The organism is Nonomuraea sp. NPDC049400, assembly GCF_044466425.1.
Taxonomy (GTDB): domain Bacteria; phylum Actinomycetota; class Actinomycetes; order Streptosporangiales; family Streptosporangiaceae; genus Nonomuraea.
In genome coordinates this window covers 16,755-40,225 of record NZ_JBITMP010000070.1, presented here as the reverse complement: position 1 = coordinate 40,225, position 23,471 = coordinate 16,755, and the positions used below count along the sequence as shown (strand labels likewise).

The 23,471-nt window shown below is 63.3% G+C and carries 25 protein-coding genes and 3 pseudogenes; 21 read left to right on the top strand and 7 right to left on the bottom strand.

What is annotated here, in order from left to right:
• Positions 1–51 precede the first annotated feature (51 nt).
• From ACIBVN_RS54200 to ACIBVN_RS54165, 8 genes are all read left to right on the top strand, one after another.
• A complete protein-coding gene (locus ACIBVN_RS54200; RefSeq protein WP_397149644.1) occupies positions 52–1,482 on the top strand; it encodes an FtsK/SpoIIIE domain-containing protein in 1,431 nt (476 codons plus the stop codon).
• Positions 1,479–1,643: a hypothetical protein gene (locus ACIBVN_RS54195; RefSeq protein WP_397149642.1), complete on the top strand. Its 165-nt coding sequence runs from the start codon at positions 1,479–1,481 to the stop codon at positions 1,641–1,643. Before ACIBVN_RS54200 ends, ACIBVN_RS54195 begins: the two co-directional genes overlap by 4 nt.
• The gene (locus ACIBVN_RS54190; RefSeq protein ID WP_397149640.1) at positions 1,640–3,232 is read left to right on the top strand and encodes a replication initiator; all 1,593 of its coding nucleotides are present in this window, start codon (positions 1,640–1,642) and stop codon (positions 3,230–3,232) included. The genes ACIBVN_RS54195 and ACIBVN_RS54190 overlap by 4 nt, the downstream gene beginning before the upstream one ends.
• On the top strand, positions 3,229–3,420 hold the full coding sequence (locus ACIBVN_RS54185; RefSeq protein ID WP_397149638.1) for a helix-turn-helix transcriptional regulator: 192 nt from the start codon (positions 3,229–3,231) through the stop codon (positions 3,418–3,420). Before ACIBVN_RS54190 ends, ACIBVN_RS54185 begins: the two co-directional genes overlap by 4 nt.
• Positions 3,417–4,799 (top strand): tyrosine-type recombinase/integrase, encoded by a 1,383-nt coding sequence (locus ACIBVN_RS54180; RefSeq protein ID WP_397149636.1) that lies wholly within the window; start codon positions 3,417–3,419, stop codon positions 4,797–4,799. The genes ACIBVN_RS54185 and ACIBVN_RS54180 overlap by 4 nt, the downstream gene beginning before the upstream one ends.
• A gap of 720 nt (positions 4,800–5,519) precedes the next feature.
• Positions 5,520–6,131 carry a hypothetical protein gene (locus ACIBVN_RS54175; protein WP_397149634.1) on the top strand — a complete coding sequence of 204 codons (612 nt, stop codon included), beginning with the start codon at positions 5,520–5,522 and terminating at the stop codon, positions 6,129–6,131.
• 228 nt (positions 6,132–6,359) lie between these two features.
• Positions 6,360–6,974, top strand: a complete 615-nt coding sequence (locus tag ACIBVN_RS54170) for a hypothetical protein (protein ID WP_397149632.1) — start codon at positions 6,360–6,362, stop codon at positions 6,972–6,974.
• An 18-nt stretch (positions 6,975–6,992) separates the two neighbouring features.
• A complete protein-coding gene (locus ACIBVN_RS54165) occupies positions 6,993–7,151 on the top strand; it encodes a hypothetical protein (RefSeq protein WP_397149630.1) in 159 nt (52 codons plus the stop codon).
• Between the two features lie 6 nt (positions 7,152–7,157).
• On the opposite strand, the gene ACIBVN_RS54160 is transcribed toward ACIBVN_RS54165, so the two are convergent.
• Entirely contained in the window at positions 7,158–7,376 is a 219-nt protein-coding gene (locus ACIBVN_RS54160) for a hypothetical protein (RefSeq protein WP_397149628.1), read from the bottom strand.
• 26 nt (positions 7,377–7,402) lie between these two features.
• Between ACIBVN_RS54160 and ACIBVN_RS54155 the strand changes: the two genes are divergently transcribed.
• Positions 7,403–7,558, top strand: a complete 156-nt coding sequence (locus ACIBVN_RS54155) for a hypothetical protein (RefSeq protein ID WP_397149627.1) — start codon at positions 7,403–7,405, stop codon at positions 7,556–7,558.
• 476 nt (positions 7,559–8,034) lie between these two features.
• On the opposite strand, the gene ACIBVN_RS54150 is transcribed toward ACIBVN_RS54155, so the two are convergent.
• On the bottom strand, positions 8,035–8,244 hold the full coding sequence (locus ACIBVN_RS54150; RefSeq protein WP_397149625.1) for a hypothetical protein: 210 nt from the start codon (positions 8,242–8,244) through the stop codon (positions 8,035–8,037).
• Between the two features lie 254 nt (positions 8,245–8,498).
• On the opposite strand from ACIBVN_RS54150, the gene ACIBVN_RS54145 reads away from it, so the two are divergent.
• A complete protein-coding gene (locus tag ACIBVN_RS54145) occupies positions 8,499–8,726 on the top strand; it encodes a hypothetical protein (protein ID WP_397149678.1) in 228 nt (75 codons plus the stop codon).
• Positions 8,623–9,435, top strand: a pseudogene (locus tag ACIBVN_RS54140) (IS3 family transposase); the annotation flags it as partial. The gene ACIBVN_RS54145 and the pseudogene ACIBVN_RS54140, both read left to right, overlap by 104 nt.
• 62 nt (positions 9,436–9,497) lie before the next feature.
• Here ACIBVN_RS54140 and ACIBVN_RS54135 read toward each other — a convergent pair.
• Positions 9,498–9,608, bottom strand: a complete 111-nt coding sequence (locus tag ACIBVN_RS54135; RefSeq protein ID WP_397149623.1) for a VOC family protein — start codon at positions 9,606–9,608, stop codon at positions 9,498–9,500.
• A 2-nt stretch (positions 9,609–9,610) separates the two neighbouring features.
• Complete coding sequence (locus tag ACIBVN_RS54130) at positions 9,611–10,057, bottom strand: hypothetical protein (RefSeq protein ID WP_397149621.1); 447 nt, start codon at positions 10,055–10,057, stop codon at positions 9,611–9,613.
• A 1,565-nt stretch (positions 10,058–11,622) separates the two neighbouring features.
• On the opposite strand from ACIBVN_RS54130, the gene ACIBVN_RS54125 reads away from it, so the two are divergent.
• The 6 genes from ACIBVN_RS54125 (at position 11,623) to ACIBVN_RS54100 (ending at position 18,807) form a co-directional block, all read left to right on the top strand.
• Positions 11,623–12,516 carry a phytanoyl-CoA dioxygenase family protein gene (locus tag ACIBVN_RS54125; protein ID WP_397149619.1) on the top strand — a complete coding sequence of 298 codons (894 nt, stop codon included), beginning with the start codon at positions 11,623–11,625 and terminating at the stop codon, positions 12,514–12,516.
• A gap of 100 nt (positions 12,517–12,616) precedes the next feature.
• Positions 12,617–14,104: an FAD/NAD(P)-binding protein gene (locus ACIBVN_RS54120; RefSeq protein WP_397149617.1), complete on the top strand. Its 1,488-nt coding sequence runs from the start codon at positions 12,617–12,619 to the stop codon at positions 14,102–14,104.
• A gap of 40 nt (positions 14,105–14,144) precedes the next feature.
• On the top strand, positions 14,145–15,500 hold the full coding sequence (locus ACIBVN_RS54115) for a DUF6002 family protein (protein WP_397149615.1): 1,356 nt from the start codon (positions 14,145–14,147) through the stop codon (positions 15,498–15,500).
• Between the two features lie 27 nt (positions 15,501–15,527).
• Entirely contained in the window at positions 15,528–16,193 is a 666-nt protein-coding gene (locus tag ACIBVN_RS54110) for a pyridoxamine 5'-phosphate oxidase family protein (protein WP_397149613.1), read from the top strand.
• 232 nt (positions 16,194–16,425) lie between these two features.
• Positions 16,426–17,523: an MFS transporter gene (locus ACIBVN_RS54105; protein ID WP_397149611.1), complete on the top strand. Its 1,098-nt coding sequence runs from the start codon at positions 16,426–16,428 to the stop codon at positions 17,521–17,523.
• A gap of 159 nt (positions 17,524–17,682) precedes the next feature.
• Complete coding sequence (locus ACIBVN_RS54100) at positions 17,683–18,807, top strand: hypothetical protein (RefSeq protein WP_397149609.1); 1,125 nt, start codon at positions 17,683–17,685, stop codon at positions 18,805–18,807.
• Between the two features lie 323 nt (positions 18,808–19,130).
• Here ACIBVN_RS54100 and ACIBVN_RS54095 read toward each other — a convergent pair whose 3' ends face one another.
• Complete coding sequence (locus tag ACIBVN_RS54095; RefSeq protein WP_397149607.1) at positions 19,131–19,988, bottom strand: aldolase; 858 nt, start codon at positions 19,986–19,988, stop codon at positions 19,131–19,133.
• Positions 19,989–20,574: 586 nt separating this feature from the next.
• Between ACIBVN_RS54095 and panD the strand changes: the two genes are divergently transcribed.
• From panD to ACIBVN_RS54080, 3 genes are all read left to right on the top strand, one after another.
• Positions 20,575–21,009, top strand: a complete 435-nt coding sequence (panD, locus tag ACIBVN_RS54090) for an aspartate 1-decarboxylase (RefSeq protein WP_397149674.1) — start codon at positions 20,575–20,577, stop codon at positions 21,007–21,009.
• 181 nt (positions 21,010–21,190) lie between these two features.
• Positions 21,191–21,352 (top strand): hypothetical protein, encoded by a 162-nt coding sequence (locus ACIBVN_RS54085; protein WP_397149676.1) that lies wholly within the window; start codon positions 21,191–21,193, stop codon positions 21,350–21,352.
• A complete protein-coding gene (locus tag ACIBVN_RS54080; protein ID WP_397149605.1) occupies positions 21,298–21,516 on the top strand; it encodes a transposase family protein in 219 nt (72 codons plus the stop codon). The genes ACIBVN_RS54085 and ACIBVN_RS54080 overlap by 55 nt, the downstream gene beginning before the upstream one ends.
• On the opposite strand, the pseudogene ACIBVN_RS54075 reads toward ACIBVN_RS54080, so the two are convergent.
• Together ACIBVN_RS54075 and ACIBVN_RS54070 are read right to left on the bottom strand one after the other, a co-directional pair.
• Positions 21,414–21,772: pseudogene (locus ACIBVN_RS54075) on the bottom strand (transposase); the annotation flags it as partial. The gene ACIBVN_RS54080 and the pseudogene ACIBVN_RS54075 overlap by 103 nt on opposite strands.
• Positions 21,773–21,937: 165 nt before the next feature.
• Positions 21,938–22,174, bottom strand: a pseudogene (locus tag ACIBVN_RS54070) (transposase); the annotation flags it as partial.
• Positions 22,175–22,973: 799 nt separating this feature from the next.
• On the opposite strand from ACIBVN_RS54070, the gene ACIBVN_RS54065 reads away from it, so the two are divergent.
• A complete protein-coding gene (locus ACIBVN_RS54065; protein WP_397149603.1) occupies positions 22,974–23,348 on the top strand; it encodes a hypothetical protein in 375 nt (124 codons plus the stop codon).
• Positions 23,349–23,471: the final 123 nt, after the last annotated feature.

Sequence of the window (23,471 nt, the reverse complement as noted above, 5' to 3'; positions counted from 1 at the left end):
GGCGGCCCCTCGGTTCTCCCACGACCCAACATCACGAGAGGCATCAAGCTTATGTTCCGCAGGCTTCCCGGTGACGAGGCACGCAACCTCGTCTCCACCACGCCCGACACGGCCATCGTCTTCCGCCCGGCCGTCGTCACCACCCCGGCCATCGTCACGATCGTCATCCTCGCCTGCCGACTGCTCGTCGGACTGGTACGGCTGATCTGGCGGCACCCCATCGCAGTCCTGGCCGCGTCCGTTCCCGTCGCGCTGTACTACCTGTACGGCTGGCAAACCGCTCTGCTCCTCGTTGCGCCCGTCCCCACAGGGCTCCTCGCCTGGGCCGTCGCCGATCGCGCAAGCTTCGCCCGGTGGGTCGGGTGGCGGCTGCTGGCCTGGTGGCGGCTCATCTTCATCTACCGCCGCCACTGGCAACCCGTCATGATCGTCTCCGGCCTCGGTAAGCACCTGCGCGGCCGGGACTACCTGCCCCGGCTCGGCAAGGTCACCTGCAACGCCTGGGCCGACACCGTCACCGTGCGCATGCTGGATGGCCAAGCAGTCAAGGACTGGGCCGACCGCATCGACGCACTTGCGCACGGCTTCGGTGCCTCCTCCTGCCGCGTGTCCATCCTCAAGGCCGGTCGGCTGGTGCTCACCTTCCCCCGCCGCGATCCGCTGGCCACGCCGATACCAGCGCTGCCCATCCCGGCCGTGCCGACCGCGGGGCCGGTCGAGATCGGCAGGCAAGAGGACGGCTCCCCCTGGCTGCTGAAGATCCTCGGCACACACGTGCTGGTAGCCGGCGCCACCGGAGCGGGCAAAGGCTCCATCATCTGGTCCACCATCCGCGCACTACTCCCCGCCCTGCGGGCGGGCCTGGTCGAGATCTGGGCGCTGGACCCCAAACTGATGGAACTCTCATTCGGCCGTGCCCTGTTCGGCCCCCACTACGCCGCCACCCCCGAAGAGTGCGCCGACCTACTCGAACAGGCCGTCAAGATCATGCAAGCACGCGCCGCACGCTTCGGCGGCGTCCAGCGCTCCCACACCCCCACCGTCGATGACCCGTTCATCCTGGTCCTCGTCGACGAGGTCGCGTTCCTGACCGCCTACCAGGCCGACAAAGACCTCAGACGGCGCGTCTCGGCTGCACTGGCCACCCTGACGACTCAGGGCCGCGCGGTCGGCGTCGGCGTCCTGGCAGCGCTGCAGGACCCTCGCAAGGAGGTCATGACCATCCGCAACCTGTTCCCCGACAAGATCGCTCTCAGGCTGGACGAGTCCGAACAGGTAGACATGGTCCTCGGCGATGGGGCACGCGACCGCGGCGCACTGGCCGACCGGATCTCCGCGAACCCTGGACTGGGCGCGGGCGTCGGCTACGTCCGTCTGGAAACCAGCCCTGATCCGGTACGGGTTCGCGCGGCCTACGTCTCTGACACCGACATTCGCGCCATGGTCGCCAGCTTCGCCACCAAGGGCGGTGAGGCCCGATGACGCTGGCCCACGTCTTGGACGGACTGCGCTGTTCGATGTGCAAGACCCTCAACACGCTCTGGCTCGACCCGTCTCGGGCGCTTGTCGAGTGCCGCGAGTGCGGACAGTCGGCATTGATCTTCCCCGAGATCGGCGAGGCCAGGCAGGAGGGGTGCCGATGACAGACCGGTCCACTCCTCGTGCCCTGCGGATGGCCCAACCGCTTGCCCGCAACGTCATGGAAGAGGTCGCCAAGCAGCACGGCGTGTGCATCCGGCCTATCCCGCTCAAACGGCTCGACATCCACACCGGCCAAACCGAGATCATCGATGTGCCCTGCGGGGCAACCCTGGACAGCACATGTCCGCCGTGCGCCAAGCGCAACCGCCAGCTCCGCATGGCCCAATGCCGGGAGGGATGGCACCTCGACCACGAACCGACCATCACGCCAAACGAGCCCAACGACGAACAACGCTGGCTGATCGAGTTCCGCGCCGACATGCAGGCCCAACGCGACCAGGCCGAACGCCTTGGCCAGGACACCACCGACCTGGACGCGGAGATCAACGCGGCAGGTATGCGCGGCAACGTGCTGGGCCGGGCTACGCCGAAGCGCACCCGCTCGACTCGGCGGCGTCAGGACGCTCCCGACCTGCCCAAGCGCAAGATGGTCAACACCACGCTCGGGCGGACCTTCACCAGTTCGGATGGCAAGGTCTACCGGCCCTCGCTGTTCGTCACGCTCACCCTGCCGTCCTACGGGAAGATCAAGGACGGGGTCCCCGTCGATCCCGATACCTACGACTACACGCGGGCCGCTCGGGATGCGCTGCATTTCTCCAAGCTGGTGGACCGGTTCGTGCAGAACCTGCGCCGCGTGGCGGGCTACGACGTGCAGTACTTCGCCACCGTCGAGCCTCAAAGGCGACTGGCCCCTCACCTGCACATAGCCATCCGGGGCACGCTGCCACGCGCGGACGTCAAGCAGATCGCGGCAGCCACCTACCACCAGGTGTGGTGGCCATCGGCCGATCAAGTGGTCTTTGAAGGCGATCACCTACCGGTTTGGGAGAACGGCGTCGGCTACCTCAACCCGGACACCGGAGAGGTCCTGCCCACCTGGTATGAAGCGCTCGACCAGCTCGACGCCGACCCAGCGGCCGAACCCCTGCACGTGGTGCGCTTCGGCGACCAGGTGAACGTCCAGGGTGTGCTGGCCGGCACCCCCGACGCGGACCAGTGCATCCGGTACCTGTCTAAGTACCTGACTAAATCCCTCGGCGAAGGGCTCGACTCTGATGACCCGACGCAGCGGGAACACACGGCGCGACTGCTGGAAGCGTTGCGGTTCGAGCCATGCTCGCCGACGTGCGCGAACTGGCTGCGGTGTGGCATCCAGCCCAAGGGCGCCAAGCCGGGCATGGTTCCTGGCCGGTGCCGGGGCAAGGCGCACAAGCCCGATCACCTCGGCTACGCCGGTCGCCGCGTTCTGGTCTCCCGCAAGTGGTCGAACAAGACCCTGGCCGAACACAGGCAGGACCGCCGCACCTGGGTCCTGGAAGCCCTCGGCCAGACCGACCAGCCACCAGACCCCCACCGCTACGTCTGGAAACCTGTCCCGGCCGGAGACGCCAACGTGCCCTCGCTGGCGGTGCGCCTCCTCCGCGCGGTAGCCGAACGCCAACGCTGGCGCGCCCACATGGCCCAACTCCAGGCCCAAGCAGACAGCCAAGATCTCTCGGCAACTGAGCACACGGGGAGGGCGGCATGAGCCAGCGAGACGAACTACTCACCGTCGCCCAGGTCCTCGACGAACTCGGCGGCGTCTCCCGCCGCACCTTCTACCGCTGGCGCGAGATCGGCAAGGCGCCACAAGGCATCCGCCTGCCCAACGGCGAACTTCGCATCTACCGCAGCGACCTCAACGCCTGGCTCGAATCCCTCAGGAGCGCCGCATGAACACCTCCTACAAGGTCAAGTTCTGGGACATCCGCACCAACACCAGATCAGACGGCAAGAGCAAGAAACCCCGGATCGTCTCCCACACCGTCCGCTGGACAGTCGGCAACCGCGAGAAGTCCTCGACCTTCAAGACCAAGGGCCTGGCCGAGAGTTTCCTGTCCGACCTCCGTCAGGCGGCCAAGAAGGGCGAGGCATTCGACCTGGAGACTGGCCTACCGACGTCGATGGTCAAGGCTAAGGACGCCCGCACCTGGTACTCCTTCGCGATCGCCTACGTCCACGCCTGGTGGCCTCACGCGGCGGCCAAGTCCCGCGAGGGCATGACCGACACGCTCGCCACCGTCACCCGCGTCCTGGTCACCGAAGCGCCCGGCCGCCCGTCCGACGAGATCATCCGGAGAGCGCTGCGCGAGTACTCCTTTCTGCCCGAGGACCGGAGGCCAACTCCGACACCGGAGATCGCTCGTGCTGTGCGCTGGCTTGAGACGGCGTCGCTCTCCCTGAGCGCTCTGGAAGAGACCAAGCACGCTCGTACGGCCTTGGAAGCCCTGGCTCTGTGCCTGAACGGCAAGGCCGCGGCGACCTCGACCTATCGCCGCAAGCGGGCTGTCTTCCACCACGCGCTCGAATACGCGGTGGAGTTGGAAGAGCTTTCGGCAAATCCGCTGCACAAGGTCAAGTTCCGCAAGGCCAAGGTGAGCGGCGAGGTTGACCGGCGCTCGGTGGTCAATCCGCAGCAGGCCCGCGAACTGCTCACCGCGGTGACCTATGTAGGACGGTCGCGCGGGCCGATGCTGGCCGCGATGTTCGCCTGCATGTACTTCGGCGGCCTTCGTCCGGCTGAGGCGGCCGGACTGCGGCAGAAGGATTGTCACCTCCCAGCGGAGGGCTGGGGTCTGCTGACGCTGGAGAAGACCAGGCCGCAGAGCAACAAGCGCTTCACTGACTCCGGGCAGGCCCATGATGAGCGCGGTCTGAAGCATCGGGACGTGAAGCAGACACGCACTGTTCCCATCCCGCCCGAGCTGGTGGCCATCCTCCGCGATCACATCGCAGCGTTCGGGGTCGGCGAGGACGGCCGGCTCTTCCGCACCCGCACGGGCGGCGTGATCTCCGGATCGGCCTACGCGAAGGTCTGGCAGGAGGCTAGGACGTACGCCCTCACACCTGACCAGGCCGCCTCTCCCCTGGCGGGCAGGCCGTACGACCTTCGGCATGCGGCTGTCTCGCTCTGGCTCAACGCGGGCGTGCACGCCCCGGAAGCCGCCGAACGGGCGGGACACGGCATGGACGTGATGCTCCGCGTCTACGCCAAGTGCATCGACGGCCAACGAGAAGTCGCCAACCGGCGCATCTTGGGCGCGCTAGCTGCATGATCCACAACCACTGGCAGGACCCCGGGACATCTCGGGGTCCCTTCGCCGTTCCGGGCCTCGAAACCGCCGCGCCCACCTGGGAAAACGGGCCTGCGAGCATTCCGCGTATGTTCCGCGACCAGTGGCACAGGGCTGCTTTCGGCCGCTTCGCCCTGCCTACGAGCCAAGACCACCGATCATGCAAAAGACCAGGTCAACCCGCAGATTGCCTGGTCTCGGTTGCGCGCCCTGCAGGATTCGAACCTGCGACCGTCGGATTAGAAGCAAGATCTTTTACTGCCGCGCTGTGCCGTTGGGTGTTGATTCGTGCCATCTCAGCGCGGTTTGCATGCCTAGCAGTGCCGGGCCCTGACGGCGTATAACGGGGCGTACGAGCACGCACCGAGCACGGCCACCACCCTCTCCGGTGGTGCATCTGCGCCCTGCGCAAGTAGATCCCGCGTTCCAGTCATCCAGGCACTGTCCACAGAGGTCGCTCGCAGTGCTCGGCACGTGCTCTAACCGATACACCACCTCCGTAGACGTGACCGGCAACTCGGACACGCCATGGCTGCGGCCGTGACCCCCTCGTGAACGGCTTGCCGTCCGGTTTGATGTACGCCGTTCAATGGTGACGTGCTTGGCTACCGCAACGGGCGAGGTCCCATCGCTGCCATGCCTCCGCATGAAGGTTCGACGCTCTGCCATGCACGCAGCTCCGGCCTGCAGTACCTTGCCCGAATGTTCGCGTTCGACCCGCAACCTGTTCCCGCACCCACGGTGACCGTGACCGAGACGGTGATCGTCCCGACTTCGATCCCTGCGCCTATCATCGCACCGCCAGACCCAGCCATCGACTGGGTGAAGGACGTCCTATTCGGCGACTTCGGCGGTGCAGCCATCGGAGCTGCGGTAGCCATCGCCGTCGCCTACAGGCTGATGAATCGTGAGCGGGAAGAGCGGCTTGATGACCGACGACGTGATCTAGCGATGCAGGTGTGCACCGAATTGGAGGGCTTTCTCAACGCCACCAGGCAGGAAGGCGACATGACCCGAGAGCAGCGAATGGAGGCCAGGCTGCGCCTAAGCAAGCTGACCGAGTTGACCTCAATTCTCAAGTCCGAAGAGCATAAGGACCCCCATAAGGTCTTTCGAGACTGGCTCGGTAAGTACGAGCGGCGTCTCATGGAAGCGTGGGCTCTACAGGACGATCTCTCGCGTACGCGAACGATAGCGACACGGTTCCTGGCTGGCGTGCAACTCTGGCATGCGAACCCGCGGCCCTGGCAAAAAGCCAAGAGCGCAGAGCACTACGATCCGCAGCTTCGAGAAGGCCAGCCAGATCATGCATGACGCTTTCTTGAACGCACAAGAGCTGTGAATTCGAGACAGCACTTTGAGCTTTGCGCCTGCCGATAATTACATCCGCCCAGGTCGTGGCCCTGCGAGGGCTTTGTGTGGAGTACGCGAGCTCCGGTCTCTCAGGAGACGGGAGCGCATACGGCAAGATGATCGGCTGTGCTGCTTCGCCTGGCCTACCTGACCGTCACGAACACGTTCGCCGCGCTGCGGTTGCTGCCCATGGGCGATCGAGACAAGGATGTGGAGATCCTCGCCCTGCGTCACCAGATCACCGTCCTTGAACGCCAACTCGGCGCCGACACCCGGGTGAGATTCGCACCCGAGGACCGAGCCTTCCTGGCCGCACTCCTGACCTCGCTGTCCCGGGAGTTCCTGCGTCGGCTGCGGCTGCTCATCCAACCGGATACTGTGCTGCGCTGGCATCGCGATCTGACGAGACGGCGTCATGCCCGTACCTGCTGGCCGAAGCGACGTGGGCGCCCGCCCACGGTCCGCTCCATCCGCGTTCTTATCCTGCGTCTGGTTCGGGAGAACCCGAGCTGGGGCTATCGGCGGGTGCATGGTGAACTCACCACGCTCGGCATCAAGGTCGCGCCGTCCACGGTGTGGGAGATCCTCAAGCAGGCAGGTCTCGATCCGGCGCCCGAGCGGGCCTCCACCACATGGGTCGACTTCCTGCGCTTGCAAGCCGACACCCTGCCGGCCGCCGATTTCATCGAGACCATCACCCTGAACGGGCAGCGCCAGTACATCCTGGCGGTGATCGAGCACGCCACGAGGCGGGTCCGTGTGCTCGGCACCACCGCGCACCCGAGCGCGAGCTGGGTCATCTAGGCGATCAGGAATCTCGTGATGGATCTGCACGATGCGGACTGCCGGGCGCGCTTTCTGATCCGAGATCGGGATGGGAAGTTCCCCGCCTTCATGGACGAGGTCCTCGCCGAAGCCGGCATCAAGACGGTGCTCACCGGCATCCGGACGCCGCGAATGAACTCGATCATGGAGCGGTAGGTGCAGTCATGCCGCCACGAGCTTCTCGACCGCTGCCTGATCTGAAACGAACACCACCTGCGGCACGCCCTGCGCGAGTACGAACACTTCTACAACCAGCACCGAGCACATCAAGCCCTGAACCAAGCAGCCCCGCTGCGCACCATCCCCGATCCGATCACAGCCCCCGGGCGAATCATCGACCTGAAGGTCCGCCGACGAGACCGGCTCGGCGGCGTCCTCCATGAATACTGGCAAGCGGCTTGACCTGCATGGATGGAATTGTCGGCAGGCGCAACGCCAGCATCGTGCTCACCGCCGACACCTACGTCTCGGTGCTGCCGGAAGTGGCCCACGAAGCCGCTCGGGAGACAGCCCGGCTGGTGCTGAACGCGGCGTCCGCACTGGGGCGACAGCTCGGCAGCTGACTCAGGATTGCCCCACATTTGCCTCATGCCGCCAACAGACGCGACAACGCCTGGAGTTTCCGCAGGTGGAGAAGCGCGCCCTGCAGGATTCGAACCTGCGACCGTCGGATTAGAAGTGGGTGATGCTTCGTGCCGCCTCAGCACTTTTTGCGTGTCAGGCGGTGTCAGGCCCTGACCGCGCGTGACGGGGGCGCGCGAGCACGCACCGAGCACGGCGGGTACCCTAATTGATCATCGCAGGTGACGCCATACCAGGAATCCTGTACCCCAAAGCACGTCGGCACTACACATAGATGCGGGTCGCTGTGCTCGTCACGTGCTCCAACGCCCGAACACTCCCTTAGGCCCCCCATGGGCAGCTATCTTCCGACCTTTCTGCAGGACCCGCAGCTTCATCACGGCACTGGTTCGCGCTGCTCGGCCGCCTCATAACGGTTAGCCATGGCAGACCACGGAGCCAACTCCTGCTGATCGAGTCAGCGAGCGGTCAGATCGGTGATGTCGACCGCGTTCACCAGCGCCTGCGGCTCCGACTCGAACCGGAGAACGAACGGACACAGCTCTCTGGTGGCACCCTTCTGATTGATCACCAGGTTGTCGGCGGTGTCGTTGACCACGGTGGCCGCGTTGACGGCGACCCATCGCACGCCGTCGAAGGAGGGCCGGTCGAAGCTTCCGGCGAGCATACAGCCGACCTGAACCCTGCCGCAGCGCCGCGAGAACGGCCCGATCCGCCCAGTCCGGCTTCGGGCGTCCAACCTGACGCTGGAGCATCGCCACCTCATGACGCAACACCATGATCTCCGCGTCCTTCGCCGCTTGAGGTGCCTCGCAGACTCCGGACAGTCGGCTACATAAGCTGACGGAAGTCTGGAAGAGGTAGGTAGGTGACCAGGCGTCGCAGGCAGTTCTCGCCTGAGTTCAAGGAAGAGCTGTCCGCATGGTGCTGGAGGGCGAGCGGACGGTCGCGTCGGTGGCGCGGGAGTTCGGGATCAACGCCAGCACGCTGGGCAGTCGGGTGCATCGGCATCGGATCGTGCAGGACGAGGCAGCCGATCTCAGCGCTGGAACGGGCCCGGATCCGGGAGCTGGAGCGGGAGAACGCCGAGCTGCGAGAGAAGCTGGCGTTCTTGAAAAAGCAGCCTTCTTCGCGGCCGATCATCGATGACGCTCGCCAAGTACGAGCTGATCGACGCGGAGAAGGCGCATCACCCAATCGCGAAAATGTGTGCCTGGCTGGGCGTGTCCCGCTCGGGCTACTACGACTGGCGCGAGCGGCCAGCCTCGGCCACCGCGCAACGCCGGGCCATGCTCGCCGGGCTGGTCGCCGACATCATCACCGACTCGCACGAAACCTACGGCTACCGGCGAGTGCACGCCGCGTTGCTGCGCCGCGGGCCGCGCGACAGGCCGCCGACGCGGCCCTGGCCGAACATATCCGCGCGGTGCACACCGATTTCGACGGCACCTACGGTTCCCTGCGCATCACCGCCGAACTCCGCGACAAGGGCATGACGATCAACGAGAAACGCGTCGCGCGGGTGATGCGGATGTTCGCCTTCGTCGGGACCCGCTTACGCCGACGATTTCGCACCACCATCCCCGAGCCGGCCACCACACCGGTGCCGGACCTGTTCCAGCGGGACTTCACCGCCCCCGAGCCGGGCAGGAAGTACATGGGCGACATCACCTATCTCCCGCTCGGCGACGGGGACTTCCTCTACCTGGCGACCGTGCTGGACTGCTTCAGCCGCCGGGTGGTGGGCTGGTCGATCGCCGACCACATGCGCACCGACCTGGTCGCCGACGCGCTGAAGATGGCCGCGGCCACCCGGGGCGGCCTGGCCGACTCGGTCTTTCACAGCGATCACGGGGCCAAGGCAAACACCACCATGTGGTGAGCCGGGCCGCTGCCCAAAAAGCGAAAATAGTCCTCCACTCAGTCCGACACCTGGAAGCCCAGGACCTGTTCATAGAACGACTTCGAGCGGATCACACCGGTCGTGTTGAGCACCACATGGCTGATGGCCTGTGGTCGGCTCTCGGTCATATTTACGGGCTGAAACTCGCGCAGGCCACACCGCTGGAGACTTCGACGGTGCGACCGTCGCAGTCCAGGAACCGAACGGCATACCCACCGCCGAGTTCCTGACGCTCATGCGGCGGGCCTAACAAACGGCCCTCGCTGTGGCAGGCCACACGTTCAGCAACCTGCTCCACCTCCACGTCGGTGGACACCGCAAACGACAGGAGATCTACGCGGGGTTCCGCCGCGCGCAAGCGCACGACGTAGCTCTCCGCACAGGCGTCACCGAGATAGAGCCGGTCATCGTCGCCGTCGACAAGCTCAAGCTGCCAGTCCCCTCGTAAAACTTGCGCGCGGCCCCCAGGTCTGGCATCGCCAGACTCACGCTCCGGATGTGCGAAATCATTCCTGTGCTCTCCTCGGCACTCGTGCGATTTGAGATCGCAACCGGTCAGTATCAGCACTTCACCCATTCGGCCACATGCCAAAGGCATTGTCGCCTGTGTCATATGTGGATGAAATCCCGCGACAGGCGGATCCTGGCGATGTAAATCAACACCGCTATCCGCCATGTCCAGATAGGAAGCCTTACATCGTCTAGGATCGCCCGTCTAGGTGATCACGTCAAACCTAGTCTTGCTACCAGTGTCGACAGTTGGTCAGATAAAGAGGCGTTGCGCCTCCAAAGGAGATCTGCTTCAATGTACAGGACCTCATTTCGGGCCTCTCCTAAAGGCCAGCAGCCAATGCAGCGAATAGCTGTAGCATTGGGGTCGTGCGCATGGTGTAGCAGTTCATCCGGATACGCAAACCGTCCGCCGCTCTGACCAGTGGGCTGAATGGGTATGCATTCAGAGGGATCTGTAACGGCGGGCGATAGGCGCTGGTCAGCTGCCTAGCGCGACCGGCGGCATCCGCGGGTTGCCGATGAAGGCGCGCTGCATCGCTTCGCACGCGCCTGAAATCATCCAACGCTCAGCCAGCCCGGATCGGCGAACAACTCGCCAGCCGCATCGACCCCAACCACTCCATCCACAACCGGGAGGAGGGGGAAGCGCCGGCCGCGTACCGCATGATCGCGGGCGTCAAAACCTCAGGTCACGACCTGCAGTCGCGACTCGTGAGTTACCAGCAGGGTCAGCATCTCCATGGTTTCTGACAGCACGCTCCTACCACAGCATCCGCCCCAGGCTCGGAATGCTACGAGTTGTTTCTCTGCAGGCCCTTAGCCAAGCGATGGTCAGGCGGTGAGTCAAGCCACTCTCTGGAGGTCGCGCCGAGGCGTTCCGGCCGACCTCTGCGTAGGCGGGCGACCTCGTAGCCGTTCGCCAGTGTGATGGCATCGGCAAGACCGGGGACGCGCCTGACCGACGACTCAATCTGTGGCAACATCACCTGTAAAAACTTGCGCCGCCACCTTGTCGGGCTCAATAAGAACCTCAGGTGGTCACCGTAGTCCGCCTGACGTGCTTCGGTTTTCGTCGGCCGGGACGCCGGAAAAAATCGCGGCCCTCGGTTGACATGCCTGGCTTAAACACGGATCTTGGTTGAGTACTGTCACACCGGGAGTTGCTGTGACCGTCACCTTGGCCCTGCCACCGCACATTCTCCGTCCAGCCTCTCCGGGTCGAGCGGATGCACACCTTGAGCCCCTGAACGTTGTGACTACACAGCAAAATTTCATCACAGCGCTAGAAGGTACAGTGACGTCGCTTTCCGTTGCCGACACGCAACGTCATAACATTTTGACAGTCCGTACAGCGGGTGGGGTGATCGTCACTCCAGCAGATAGATTTCTAGGAATTCTGATCAAAGTGGGATAGGCTCCACGCCGATGATCACGGCGCGGTTCAATCGCTGTGATCGATGCAAGCGGTCACCCGTCAACTTCACACCCCAGCACTACGACGGGCGTGACGTTAGACACAGATCATCAAGGACGGGCAGTCCGTCTATACGTAAGGATCAGGCCCGCTCGACGCAATACATTCTGCCCGGCTTCGAATTAAGTCGGCACCTACGGTAGAGGAGAACGGCCATGCTGGTTGATGACGTCCGAAGAATCGCCCCCAAGGTCCTGACCGAGGAGCAGCGAGAATTCTACTTCCACAATGGCTACCTGCTCCTGGAAGAGGTGATATCCAGCGAGTGGCTGGGGCGGCTCCGAACTGCGACCGACGAGATGATCGAGCGCAGCCGGTCGATCAGCACTCCAGACTCGGTGTTCGATCTTGAGCCGGGCCACACCGCCGAGGTTCCCCGGCTGCGTCGGGTGACCAGTCCGGTCGATCAGCATCCGGATTACTGGCGCTTCGCGCGAGAGTCCATTCTTGCCGATATTGCGGCTGATCTGGTAGGCCCCGACGTTAAATTCCATCATTCCAAATTGAATTTCAAATGGGCGCGCGGCGGCGCCGAAGTGAAGTGGCACCAGGACGTTCAGTTTTGGCCGCACACCAACTACAGTTCGCTGACATTCGGTACTTATCTATATGACTGTTCGATGGACCAGGCGCCGCTCGGCGTATTCCCGGGCAGCCATCAAGGAGAACTGTACAATCTCTACGACGCAGATGGCATCTGGACGGGTGCATTATCTGATTCGGACAGTGCCGCACTGCCCGCCGGTGGCGAGGTGTATCTTCCTGGTCCGGCAGGATCAGTGACAGTTCACAACTGCCGGACTTTGCACTGCTCGGCCAAGAACGAGTCCGACCTCGGCCGTCCGCTGCTCCTGAATGTATACAGCGCGGCCAATTCCATGCCCTACACCGCGAACCCGCTCCCCAGTAGCCACGCCGGCGAGATCGTGCGCGGCGAACCGGCTCGCTGGGCGGTACACGACCCTCGCCCCTGTCTTATGCCTCCCGACTGGTCCGGGGGGGATTACACGAGTCTCTTCGTAACCCAGCAACGAGAGGCGCGGCGCTAGGCGAGCCGGACGATCCGACGATTGAGGGCACTGCCTGGCGCCAAGCAGGGCTGCCCAGCCCTCAGACGGCGTCTGTACCTCCGTACAAGAAGCGGGCGATATGAAGCTGGGAATCATCGGAGGCGGCGGCGCGGCTGTGGCGCTCCTCGCCGCCCTCACCCGTGACCGTGTGCCGGATATAGACATCACGGTCTTCGAGCCGGCAAAGAACTCCGGACCAGGGCGGGCCTATCTCGCGGACTCTGATGCCGCATTGCTCAACGTTCCTGCCGAGCGCATGTCCGTACTGCCGGATGCAACTGGCCATTTCGTGCAATGGATCAAGGATCAGGGCGGTCTGGATCCCACTCTCGCGCTGTCCATCTCGCCGGAAGCTTTTCTCCCCCGTCGGCTGTTTGGCGAGTATCTCACCGACGTAGTCGCGAACATCGCCAACCGGCTGGCCGAACATGGGAAAAGCTTCCGCACGGTGGGATCGGCAGTGATTCGACTGTTTCAGGGGCCAGCAGGCTTTCATGCGCTGACGGCCGATAACCAGCGCTTCTACGATCTGGACCGCGTCGTGCTATGCGTGGGCACCGGAGGGCCGGTCGACGTGTTCCGATTGTCGGGTGCCCTTGGATACGTCAACGACCCTTATCCGATGTGGACTCGATTGGCCGCCGTACCCGCGGGGGCCTCTGTACTGGTGCTGGGAACGGGCCTAACCGCCGTTGACGCGGTACTGTTTCTGCTGGAGAACGGCCACCGAGGTCGAATCAGCATGGCCTCGCGGAATGGCCTGTTGCCAACCGTGCGTACCAGCGCGGCCGCACCGGCCCTACGGCACCTTTCCCGCGAGGCCGTTCTCGCCGCACTGGCAGCCAACCCGGTCATGACCAGTCATCGTCTCCTGACACTGCTCGACTCCGAACTGCGGGAGGTGGGCATGGATCGGAACCGCGCATGCGCGGAGGCTGATCCTGGCGAGCCCTTCGCTCGCCGCCTGCGCCGCCAACTACAACAGGGCCGCCACGGTGGCGCCCTATGGCAGCCCATCATCATCGAGGCGATGCACGAGTCCGTCGAGCTCATTTGGCATGCTATGCCCGACGGCGAACGGCGACGGTTTCTCACTCACTGGCATCGGAAATTCGTCAGTTTGCTGAGCCCGATGCCGCAAAGGACGGCGGCTCGGCTGCAGACGGCCGCCGACGCGGGACAGTTGCGGGTCATACGCGGCCTTGACAGCGTGTGGCGCGGCGAAGCCACGAGGCCCGCATTCCTCGCATCTACTGACGCCGGTGATATCGCAGCGGACGTCGTGATCAATACGGTGCGCCCGGCTGCCGCGGCCATTCCCGAGGCGGCGACCTCCCTGGTGCACGGCCTGGTGGGAACTGGCATGGCACGGCTGCATCATCTCGGAGGGCTGGATGTGGCACCGGACAGCAACAGGATCCTGTCAGCCGGTGGAAAGGAGAGCCGATGCCTTTTCGCTCTCGGCCACCTGACGGCCGGCACCCACTACTACACCAGTTCCATGCTCATCATCAGCCGGCAGGCACGCGTCGTCGCTGACCAAATCCTGGGTGACAACTCGGTCTGACCCACGCTCTCATCCTCCAGTACGCGAAAGGTGTCACTGCATGAGTCTCGATGGGCAGATTTTTGCTACCAAGATTAGAACCACCGATTCTGACAGCCTCATCACCCGGTACTACAGGGGTGTGTGGGAAGCGTCCCGGCACCTTACTCCGGCCGCGTCCGCGAGTTTTGCGCCGGAATTCTCCTATCCGAAGCTGACCGACGCGTGGGAGGAGTACTTCGCGGTCGCAGGAGCTTCGTTGAGCCCGCTGGGCAGTTACTCCGGGTGCGACATGGTTCTTCTGGACCTGATGAAGAATCCCGGCACTCGCACCACCAAGACGACGGCATCGCTTCTGATGGTCGCCCGAGCGGTACAGCACATAAAACGCACCGGCGAATCCATTCTTCTGTTCACTCCCTCCTCCGGCAACAAGGCCATCGCCCTGCGTGACGCCGTGGCCCGCGCCCTGGAGTTGAAGCTGACGACTCCCGACAAGCTCCGAATCGTCACGCTGACGCCAGCGGCCACGCTGTACAAGTTTCGGCGCAATATTCTCACCGAGTCCGATGGGTTACGATTCCTCAACCCGATCCTGGTCTACCCAGGCCCTGATGCAGGGGACGTCAAGCGCATCGGCAAGGCCTTCGCAGAGGCCGCAGCAGCCAACACGAGCGAAAGGGTCTGGTATAGCCTCGACATCGCCAACTACAAAGTAGCTGACGCCTGCCGGGCTTTTTATGAGCACGAATTCGGTGATGTCCGATCCGGTCACCGGCTGCTGCACGCGCACGCCGTCTCGAGCGCCTACGGACTGCTCGGCTATCAGCATGGTATCAACACCATGAGCGCACTGGGAATTTCTCACCCGCAGCCCGGCTACCTCCTGATCCAGCACTTGGCGACCAGCGACATGGTTCGCCACTACCTGAAAGAGAAGACAGGTGCCGAGCCCCAGCTGAATTGGAAGCTCAACAATGCCGAGGACATCTACGAGCAGCGGGATTCCTTGCACTTCCCTCAGGCTACCTGGAGCGTGCAGGAAAATCTCGAGCCCACCTTCTACACACATAATCCACCCACCGCACCGGAAATGACTTCGCTCATCAGCAAGCACGGAGGATCAGCCGTTGTGGTATCGCTGCTGGAATGCCTCCAGCGCTACGGCACTGTGCGACACCACTTCAACAGAAGTGACCGGCCTTTACCGGCCGATCCTCGGCAACTGGCCGAGTGGTCCCTGGTCATGGGACTCACCGGTGTCCTCAACAGCGTCGACCGAGGCTTGGCCCGCGGCTTCGAGGGCGTGATCCTGCATGGCTCTGGGATGTACTTCGCCGAGCCGGGTCAGACACCGGACCGGTCCCAGGTCACAGAGGTCCGCTCGCCCGAAGACATCGCCAAGGCCGTTCTGTAGGCGCCCCGCAACGCGAATCAGGTCGAAATGAACACTATTGAAAACAGCCCTCTGTCCCCCACGGCCCGCAGCACGGTACGCCGCTACAACGACCGTGCTGCGTCCAGTCGACAGGCTTTGTACGACGTGCTCGACGCCGGGCTCGTCTGCCACCTGGGATTCATCGCCGACGGCGGACCGGTAGTGCTCCCGAGCGTCTATGGCCGCGAGGGCAACACACTGTATATGCACGCCTCGGGGGCGGCCCGCAGCGCACGCATCTTCGCCGAGGAAGCACCGGTATGCGTGACGGTGACCCACCTTGATGCCATCGTCTACGCGCGCTCGGTGTACCACAACTCGGTGAACTACCGCTCGGCGGTGGTTCACGGAACGGGCCGGCTCCTGCGCGATGAACAGGATAAGCGGCACGGCATGTGGGTCCTGGCCGAGCACCTCGCACCTGGCGCTTGGAACTATGGACATGAACCGGACCGCAAGGAACTGGCGCGAGTCGCCGTCATGATCCTCGACCTGACGGAGGCTTCGGTGAAGGTTCGCAACGCGCCCCCCATCGACCACGGTGACGACATCGATTTGAATACGTGGGCCGGTTTGCTACCGGTGCACACACACTTCGGTACCCCCCAGCCGGAGGGGCGAGTCCCCGACGGACTGCCTGTGCCAGAACACATCCGCAAACGCCAGATGTGATGCCCGCGGAGGAGCGGCGGTGTGGCACTGCTCCTCAACCTTCATCCGCAGAATTCCCGAAAGTGCAGGTGACCGGATGCCTTCCCCCGAAACGCCGCGAGCCGTTGCAGGGGGCGAGCCGCTGCCGAAAAACGTGTCGTCATCGACGGCCGATGCACAGCCTTCCATCAGCGCAGCGAGAGATTCACGGCGAGCGTGGCTTGCCGCAGTGGGCGCCACACTCTCCGCATCTGTGGTTTACGGGCTGGCGTACAGTTATGGGCAGTTCTTCGAGCCCATGGCCCAGACATTTCGTGCCGGTGACGGGGCGGCGTCCGTAGTCTTTTCGATCACTACCTTGCTGGGCTTCGGCCTGAGCGCGGTCACCGGCCCTGTCGCCGACAGGGTGGGCCCCCGGACGATGCTGATCATCAGCGCTGCCTGCCTGGGGACCGGCCTCCACTTCACTGCGATCTCTGATGCGCTTTGGCAGGCGTACCTGGCCTATGGACTCGGCGTCGGGCTGGGCGTCGGATGCACGTACGTCCCGGTAGTCGCCGCCATTGGCCGTTGGTTCGACCGCTACCGCACCCTCGCGACCGGCGCCGTGGTCACCGGCGTTGGAATCGGCACCGTTCTGAGTTCGCCGCTGTCGGCCTGGATGGTCACCCACTTCGGCTGGCGGCATTCTTATGAGTACTACGCGATCGGCGGCGCCGCACTGCTGCTGTTGGCTGCCAGCCTGGTTGCCCGGCCACCGCAGCAGCCGGCATCCGTCGTCGACACGCGCCCGCCCGCTGCTCACGGTTTTCGTACACTCTACCTCGCGACTCTGCTCGTCTGCGTGGTCAACTACGTTCCATTCGCTCACCTTGGTCCTTCCGCCCTGCGCTTGGGTATAGACGCGGTAACCGCCGCAACCCTGGTCTCGGCCATCGGTATTAGCAGCATCGCGGGACGGCTTCTGATCGCCGCCCTCGCGGGCCGGTTCGGATCGCTTGCCCTTTTCAAGGGATGTCACGTGGGCATAGCTCTAGGCTCGCTGGTGTGGATGACCGCGGGAGGCTACGGAGGGTTGCTGGCCTTTGCGATTATCCATGGCGCCATGTATGGCGGGTACAGCGCCCTGATCCCCGTCGTGTTGGCTGAACAGTTCGGCCTGGAACGCCTTGGCAGACTGCTCGGCTTGCTGTTCACCGCCCTCGGAGCGGGATCTGCCGTGGGTGCTCCGCTGGTCGGCTACCTCGTTGAGAGCACCGGCGGGTACATGGCGGCGTTGACGGCTCTGACCGTGCTCGGGCTCCTTGGCGCCAGCATCGCCATGAGCTATCGCGAGAGAACCAGCTTGTGACCTCCAGACCTCATCAGTCACTAATGGCGCACGTCATGCCTCCTCGCCACGCGATTTCGCATCATCGATACGCATGCGGCGGACGCCCATACCAGTCTCGTGGTTACCGGTCGCCGACTGGTGCTCCCTGTGGCATGACCCCACGGCGCGGCGAACGTCGTGGAAATTGTCGTCGAGGAAGGTGATGTGATGGCAGAGCACGATATCGTGATCTTGGGCAGCGGATCGTTGGCCAGATCAGTATGTTATTCTCTGGCGCTTGTCAGCCCTAATGAGTCCGTCGTGACTGTTGTATCGAGGACGGCGTCAAGTTCAGCGGAAGTGTGTTATATCGCGGATGTCCGTGCGACATTGGCCGGCACTGCAGTGAAGTTTCGACCCTTGTCCTTGGGTCGGTACTCGGCTGACTCCATATCCTCTATTCTGCGGCAGACTCGTCCGAAACTGGTGCTGAACTGCGCCTCATACCAGTCGCCCTGGGAAAAGATCTACTCGCCTTCGGCGTGGACCACGCTTATGAGTCGAGCTGGTTTCGGCATCACCCTCCCTCTACAGGCGGCTGTCGCGATCGAAGCGTCTACAGCTGTCGCTGGCTTGGACTCACCGCCCTTGTTCGTCAATGCCTGTTTCCCCGACGCGGTGAACCCGCTGCTCAAAGCACTGGGGCTGCCAGTCTTCTGCGGCGTGGGAAATGTGGCACTGCTCGCCGCGTCACTGCGGGAGTCACTTCGTCCGGACGGAGCGGGACGACTTCAAGTCCTGGGGCATCACTGGCACCTGCACACCCCTCCAACGGACGCCGATGATGCATTGGCCTGGCTGGACGGGATGCCGATACACGGCGTTGGCTCGCTGCTCCGGCGTCAACGTGCGACGGCTCGGTCCGAGTTGAATATCGTAAACGGCCTCGTCACTGCGCTGCTGCTGGCAGGCATCGTCAGCGGACGTGAGATGTGGACTAGCCTGCCGGGCCCACTTGGTCTTCCCGGAGGTTACCCTGTCCGAGTTCACGGGGACGTCATCGAATTGAATTTGCCCGAGGGAATTTCGCAGTCGCAGGCACTTTTTTTGAACAGCCAGTGGGCGGAAAGAGATGGTGTCTATGTCGAAGAAGATGGAAAAGTCACGTTCTCCAAGCAGGGCTTCCTTCAGGTCAGGTCCGAATTACCGGACTTCGCGAGCACTGTGCCCGCCACGGACATCCCGGGCATCTGCTCACGATTGCTGGAAGTGAGATCGCGTCTGCGACTGATGCAAGCCGCCTCAGGCGGCAATTCGAAGTGATCTATCGTCGTGCGCTCTCCCATGTGCAAGCTCGAGATATCCTCGAACGCGTGCAGGGCTACGTTCTGGCCTGCTGTCGGTCGAGCGGCCTGCTGCAGATGCTCATGAGCGCGATTTCTGATGGCCAGCTCACGTGACCCAAGGGAGGCGCTTGCTCAGTCTGCCGAACACGCATATACGCCTTCCCGACCCCTGCCGACCAGCGCGAAACACGCCCGACAACCACCAAAGGAGTCATTACTTCGAGGGGGTCAGAACCGGAAGTCGGTGGTATTTGGCGGATTTATCCAAGTCCACGCGGCTCTTGCTTTCTTGACCTTGAGCTACAACAAGTCGACGGCTCTGTCGACAGCGCCCGCCACATCCCCGTCAGCCGGATAGAGCAGAGACCGGCCGGGCACCAGGCCAAGGGTGGTCGGTATTTTAAGCGCACGCCCCCACCTGGCAAGCGTCTGCTCGGATTCAGCGACGTCGCCCCCAAGGAGCAGCACTGGCAATGTTGAGGAGGCCAGAATGTCAGACATATCATCGATGGCGGGGAGCTTTAACCAGGTATAGGCGCTGCGCCGCCCCAGGCCACAGGCGATCGCTATCGATTGGATCACCGCCTCCGGTGACAAATCATTGGAAACCTTGCCGTTGGTCCACCGGGAGATGAAGGGCTCGACCATCGTGATCAGCTTACGATCGCTGAGTTCGTTCACAGCGCGAGCCGTATTTTCTAACACCGAAGGTGTTGCGGGATCGTCGAACGCGATCCGGGTGAGGGTCTTGCCCCCGTCGAAGCCCATCGCGGCAATGGTTTCCGCGTCGTAGCCAGTGAAGCGGTCGTCGATCTCAAACGTCGAGCCGGCCAAGCCGGTCCGATTCATTGATCCGAACACCGACTTCCCGTCCAGCACCCCGAGCAGCAGTAAGTCTTCCAAGATGTCAGCGGTGCCCATCACTCCGGTTACTCCTGGACGTCCAAGCGCCACGCAAAGCCGGTCCAGAAGCTCGCCCCGATTAGCCATCGCCATCGGATCGCCACCCGCACCAAGCGCGCCGCGCGCTGGGTGATCCGCAGCGATGATCATCACCCGGCCATGTTCGCCCACCACGGACTGCGCCGGTACGCGCCGCTTGGCCGCCTCGGCAATCACCTCAGGGTTGTGCACCCGAGTCCGCACGATTTCCGCCACCCTGACAGCCAAACCGATCCTCCGATATTAGTTAGGACGTCATCTTGTCCTCACAAAGCTAGCATGTGGTAAGGGCAGCGTCTACGATCAAGGTACGAGCTGCAGGGGTACCGACTCGCCCGCGTTGCGATCGAGACCGGACGCGAGATCGCTCCGCATCCGCCAGTCGAGGTAGGCGGCCGACTGCGCCGAGGCAGGCGACTCCGGCTTGACTGTTCACCCCTTTGGGCGAGGTGTTGAACGCGGTGCACCTCCGTCGCCAGAGTGAACGCGGGGTTCGGTATTTCGCTATGCAAGTTCTGCAATTGCCTAGCCCTGGACTGTCTCACTCCGTGGCGTTTATCGGCCTACCAAATGCGATGTTGCTCTCTCGCGGAAACTTAGGTCCGCAACTAAATCAGTTAACACATAGAGAATCGAGAGTCAAGTCTTGAGCTACAGAGGCAGGTTCGGCGAAGATCTATAGGTGGGGAACAGCATAAGGGTCACCCGCCAGCGCAAAGCTGGACGGGCACACCGGATAAGAGCAGCACCACGAGGCGGCCCTCTTCCGCTGAACATATGCATCATCAAGAGAAAGGCAATCATCGTGAGAAGCATGCTCAAGTCAAAAATTCATCGCGCTACGGTCACTCAGGCCGACCTGCATTATGTTGGATCGCTGACGATCAGTCGCGATTTGATGGAAGCGGCCGACCTGCTTCCCGGCGAGAAGGTGGATGTGGTCGACATCAACAACGGTGCCCGGTTGACCACCTACGTCATTGAAGGCCCCCTGGACTCGGGCATGATTGGAATCAATGGCGCAGCTGCGCGGTTGATCCAGCCTGGGGATCTGGTCATCATTATTGCCTACGCGCAAATGCCTGACAACGAAGCTCGCACCTTCCAACCACGAGTGGTGTTCGTCGACGGCGACAACAAGATCTGCCTGCAGAGCAGCGACCCTGCAGAGGCATTATCGGATTCAGGATTGTATCGGGGAGACGAGATAGTCACGCCAGCCGACTCGCTCGCGTAAGGCCGACTTTGGACGGGCGCTCCCTGATCTCGACCAGGGCTTGAGGAGTCTCGCATGGTGAGACGGTGATGGGAGCGGCGCAGGTCACGGCTTGATCGCGTACGGCGTGGCGAGGGCCTGAGATGCAACAAGGCCCTGTAGAACGGCGGGTCTCACGCCAATCCGATCTACCGGAGCCTCGTTGTCCGTGCAGTCTGTCATGCCGTCCGTCCTGTCCGCCATCGCGACCGTGGTCACCCACACTGACATGGGCGGACCCGCTGCCGAGGAAGAGGCAGCCGACATCAGGTGCGGGCGCATGTGCCCGATCCCCGCGATCCGCGCGGCCGGCGCCATCCGCTGACGGTGCTGCTTGGCCTGGTCCAGGCAGCCATCGTGTCCGGCGCGACCACCTACGCCGCGACCCGGGCCACCGCCAGCGCGTCGATCGGGTCGGACTTGCCGCGTTCCCGGCCGGAGCGGCGTTGGCCGGCCATCAGCTGGGTGGTGACCCGCACCACTCGATGACCGGCCCGCAGCAGATCGCCTTCCAGGCGGCGGCTCACATGCCGACAGTCCTCGATCGCGAACAACACCGTGGGCCATTGCGCGGCCCAGGCCGCGATGTCGCATGTCCCTCCGCCGTGGCGCGGACGGTGCGCTCGGCGAGCTTGCGGCCGACCTGATCGACGGCGACCAGGGTGTGAGTGCGCTTGTGGGCATCGATGCCGATGACGACCAACCGTTCCTCCCGACGACTCTTCTCCCAGGCAGGTGGGTCCATACCGGTCCGGTGGGCACGCCTAAATCGAGCCGGGGCACGCTCCTATCAAGCCACACCAGGCGGCAGGACCCCGCCGGGCCGCACATCGGGACAAGCCACCAGCACCCGGCTGGGGCAGCGAAAAACGAGCAAACCCGACGGGGACGACATCGATGATATTTAAGCGAAAAAAGCCGAGGCCGCCTTGAGGATCTCATTGGCCCGGCGCAGCTCTCGCACCTCGCGCTCCAGCTCGGCGATCCGCTGCGCGTCCTCGCTCGTCGTGCCAGGCCGCTGCCCGGCATTGACCTCGGCCTGGCGAACCCAGCTGCGCAGCGACTCCCACCCGACGCCCAGCCGGCGCGCCACCCGGGTGATCACCCCGTGTGATTCCCCGGACTGCTGGATCGCCTCCTGCACCATCCGGAACGCGCCCGCTGCTTCAACTCCGGCGGGTACCGACGCTGCGAGGGGTGTAAGGAGGAAGATTGACCGGCCATGGGCTCCATCCTTTCCAACCGCAGGAGCCTCCATCAATGCCGGACGGGTTCACTGGACCACCACGGCTCGTCACCGCATGCCCTGACACTCTTCCGCACGCCCCGGCAACCCATCCGGTAATCACCCAACGTCACACTCAAGACCGCTCTTCGGATCACGGCACCAAACGTGCCCTAGAGCATAAATATCGCGCCAAGTCTTGACATCCGACTGGCGAGATTCTTAGCCTCGACCTTGATCTTAACTAGTCTCCACAAGCTTACAAGATCAACACTAAGGGGACGGGCAGTGAGCTTGCAGGTAGGAGCATTCGGAATCGGCACAGGCGCTGACTGCTACTCCACTGGTGAGGTCGGAAAATCCTCCAAGCAGGGAGTTGATTACTCGACAAGCGGGCCGACCCCTCAAAGATATCCGGCATCCGCTTGATCCGCTCCCGCATCGGCGAGACGTTCTTCGCCATTTTTGATGCAATGGACGTCAAAAGTTCGACCTGAACAGCAGCATCCGGGGCGAGAACCCCACTTGCGGGCTTCGCCGTGGAGTCGAATATGCCAGCCGCAGGATCTCTGGAACAATGATGGCTACCGGTAATGCATTGTATATGGGAAGAATTCCCTCGCCCGCCCTTTCGAGCGATTGCCAGGGAGGTGATTCCCACGATCACTGGCAAGGCGTTCGTTGAATGTTTGCTGCGCGATGGTTTGACCAGGTGGTTGGTGTGCCTTTCTCGTACTTCGGCGACGCGTTCAACGCGATGGCGGATAAGCATCTATACCGCTCGCTGTCCAACGAGGGGCTCGCACTCTCCTACGCTGCAGGGCGGTCGACGAGTGGACGACGAACTGCGGTCCTGCTCCAGAACTCCGGGCTTGGCAACGTGATCAATCCACTCACCTTGCGTGTCCTCCCATACCAGCTGCCTGCGCTTGCGTTCATGTCGCTGTGTGGTTGGCCCAACGCCAATGCCGATGAGCCGCAGCATGCGGTCATGGGGATACGGGCTATGGATCTGCTCCGCGCCATCGCGAAGGAGCCGGTTACGCGGATGCAATGTCGGTATCCGATCAGGGCGAATTTCACGACGCGCTCATGAAAAGCGTTCGCCGCGCCTTCGGGGCCTGTGCTTATCGTGGCCGCGACCAACGGCGACCGCGACCTAACACTGCCACGTGTGACGGACACACTGTCTCAGCCAGATCTTTATCGGCGGTTCTCC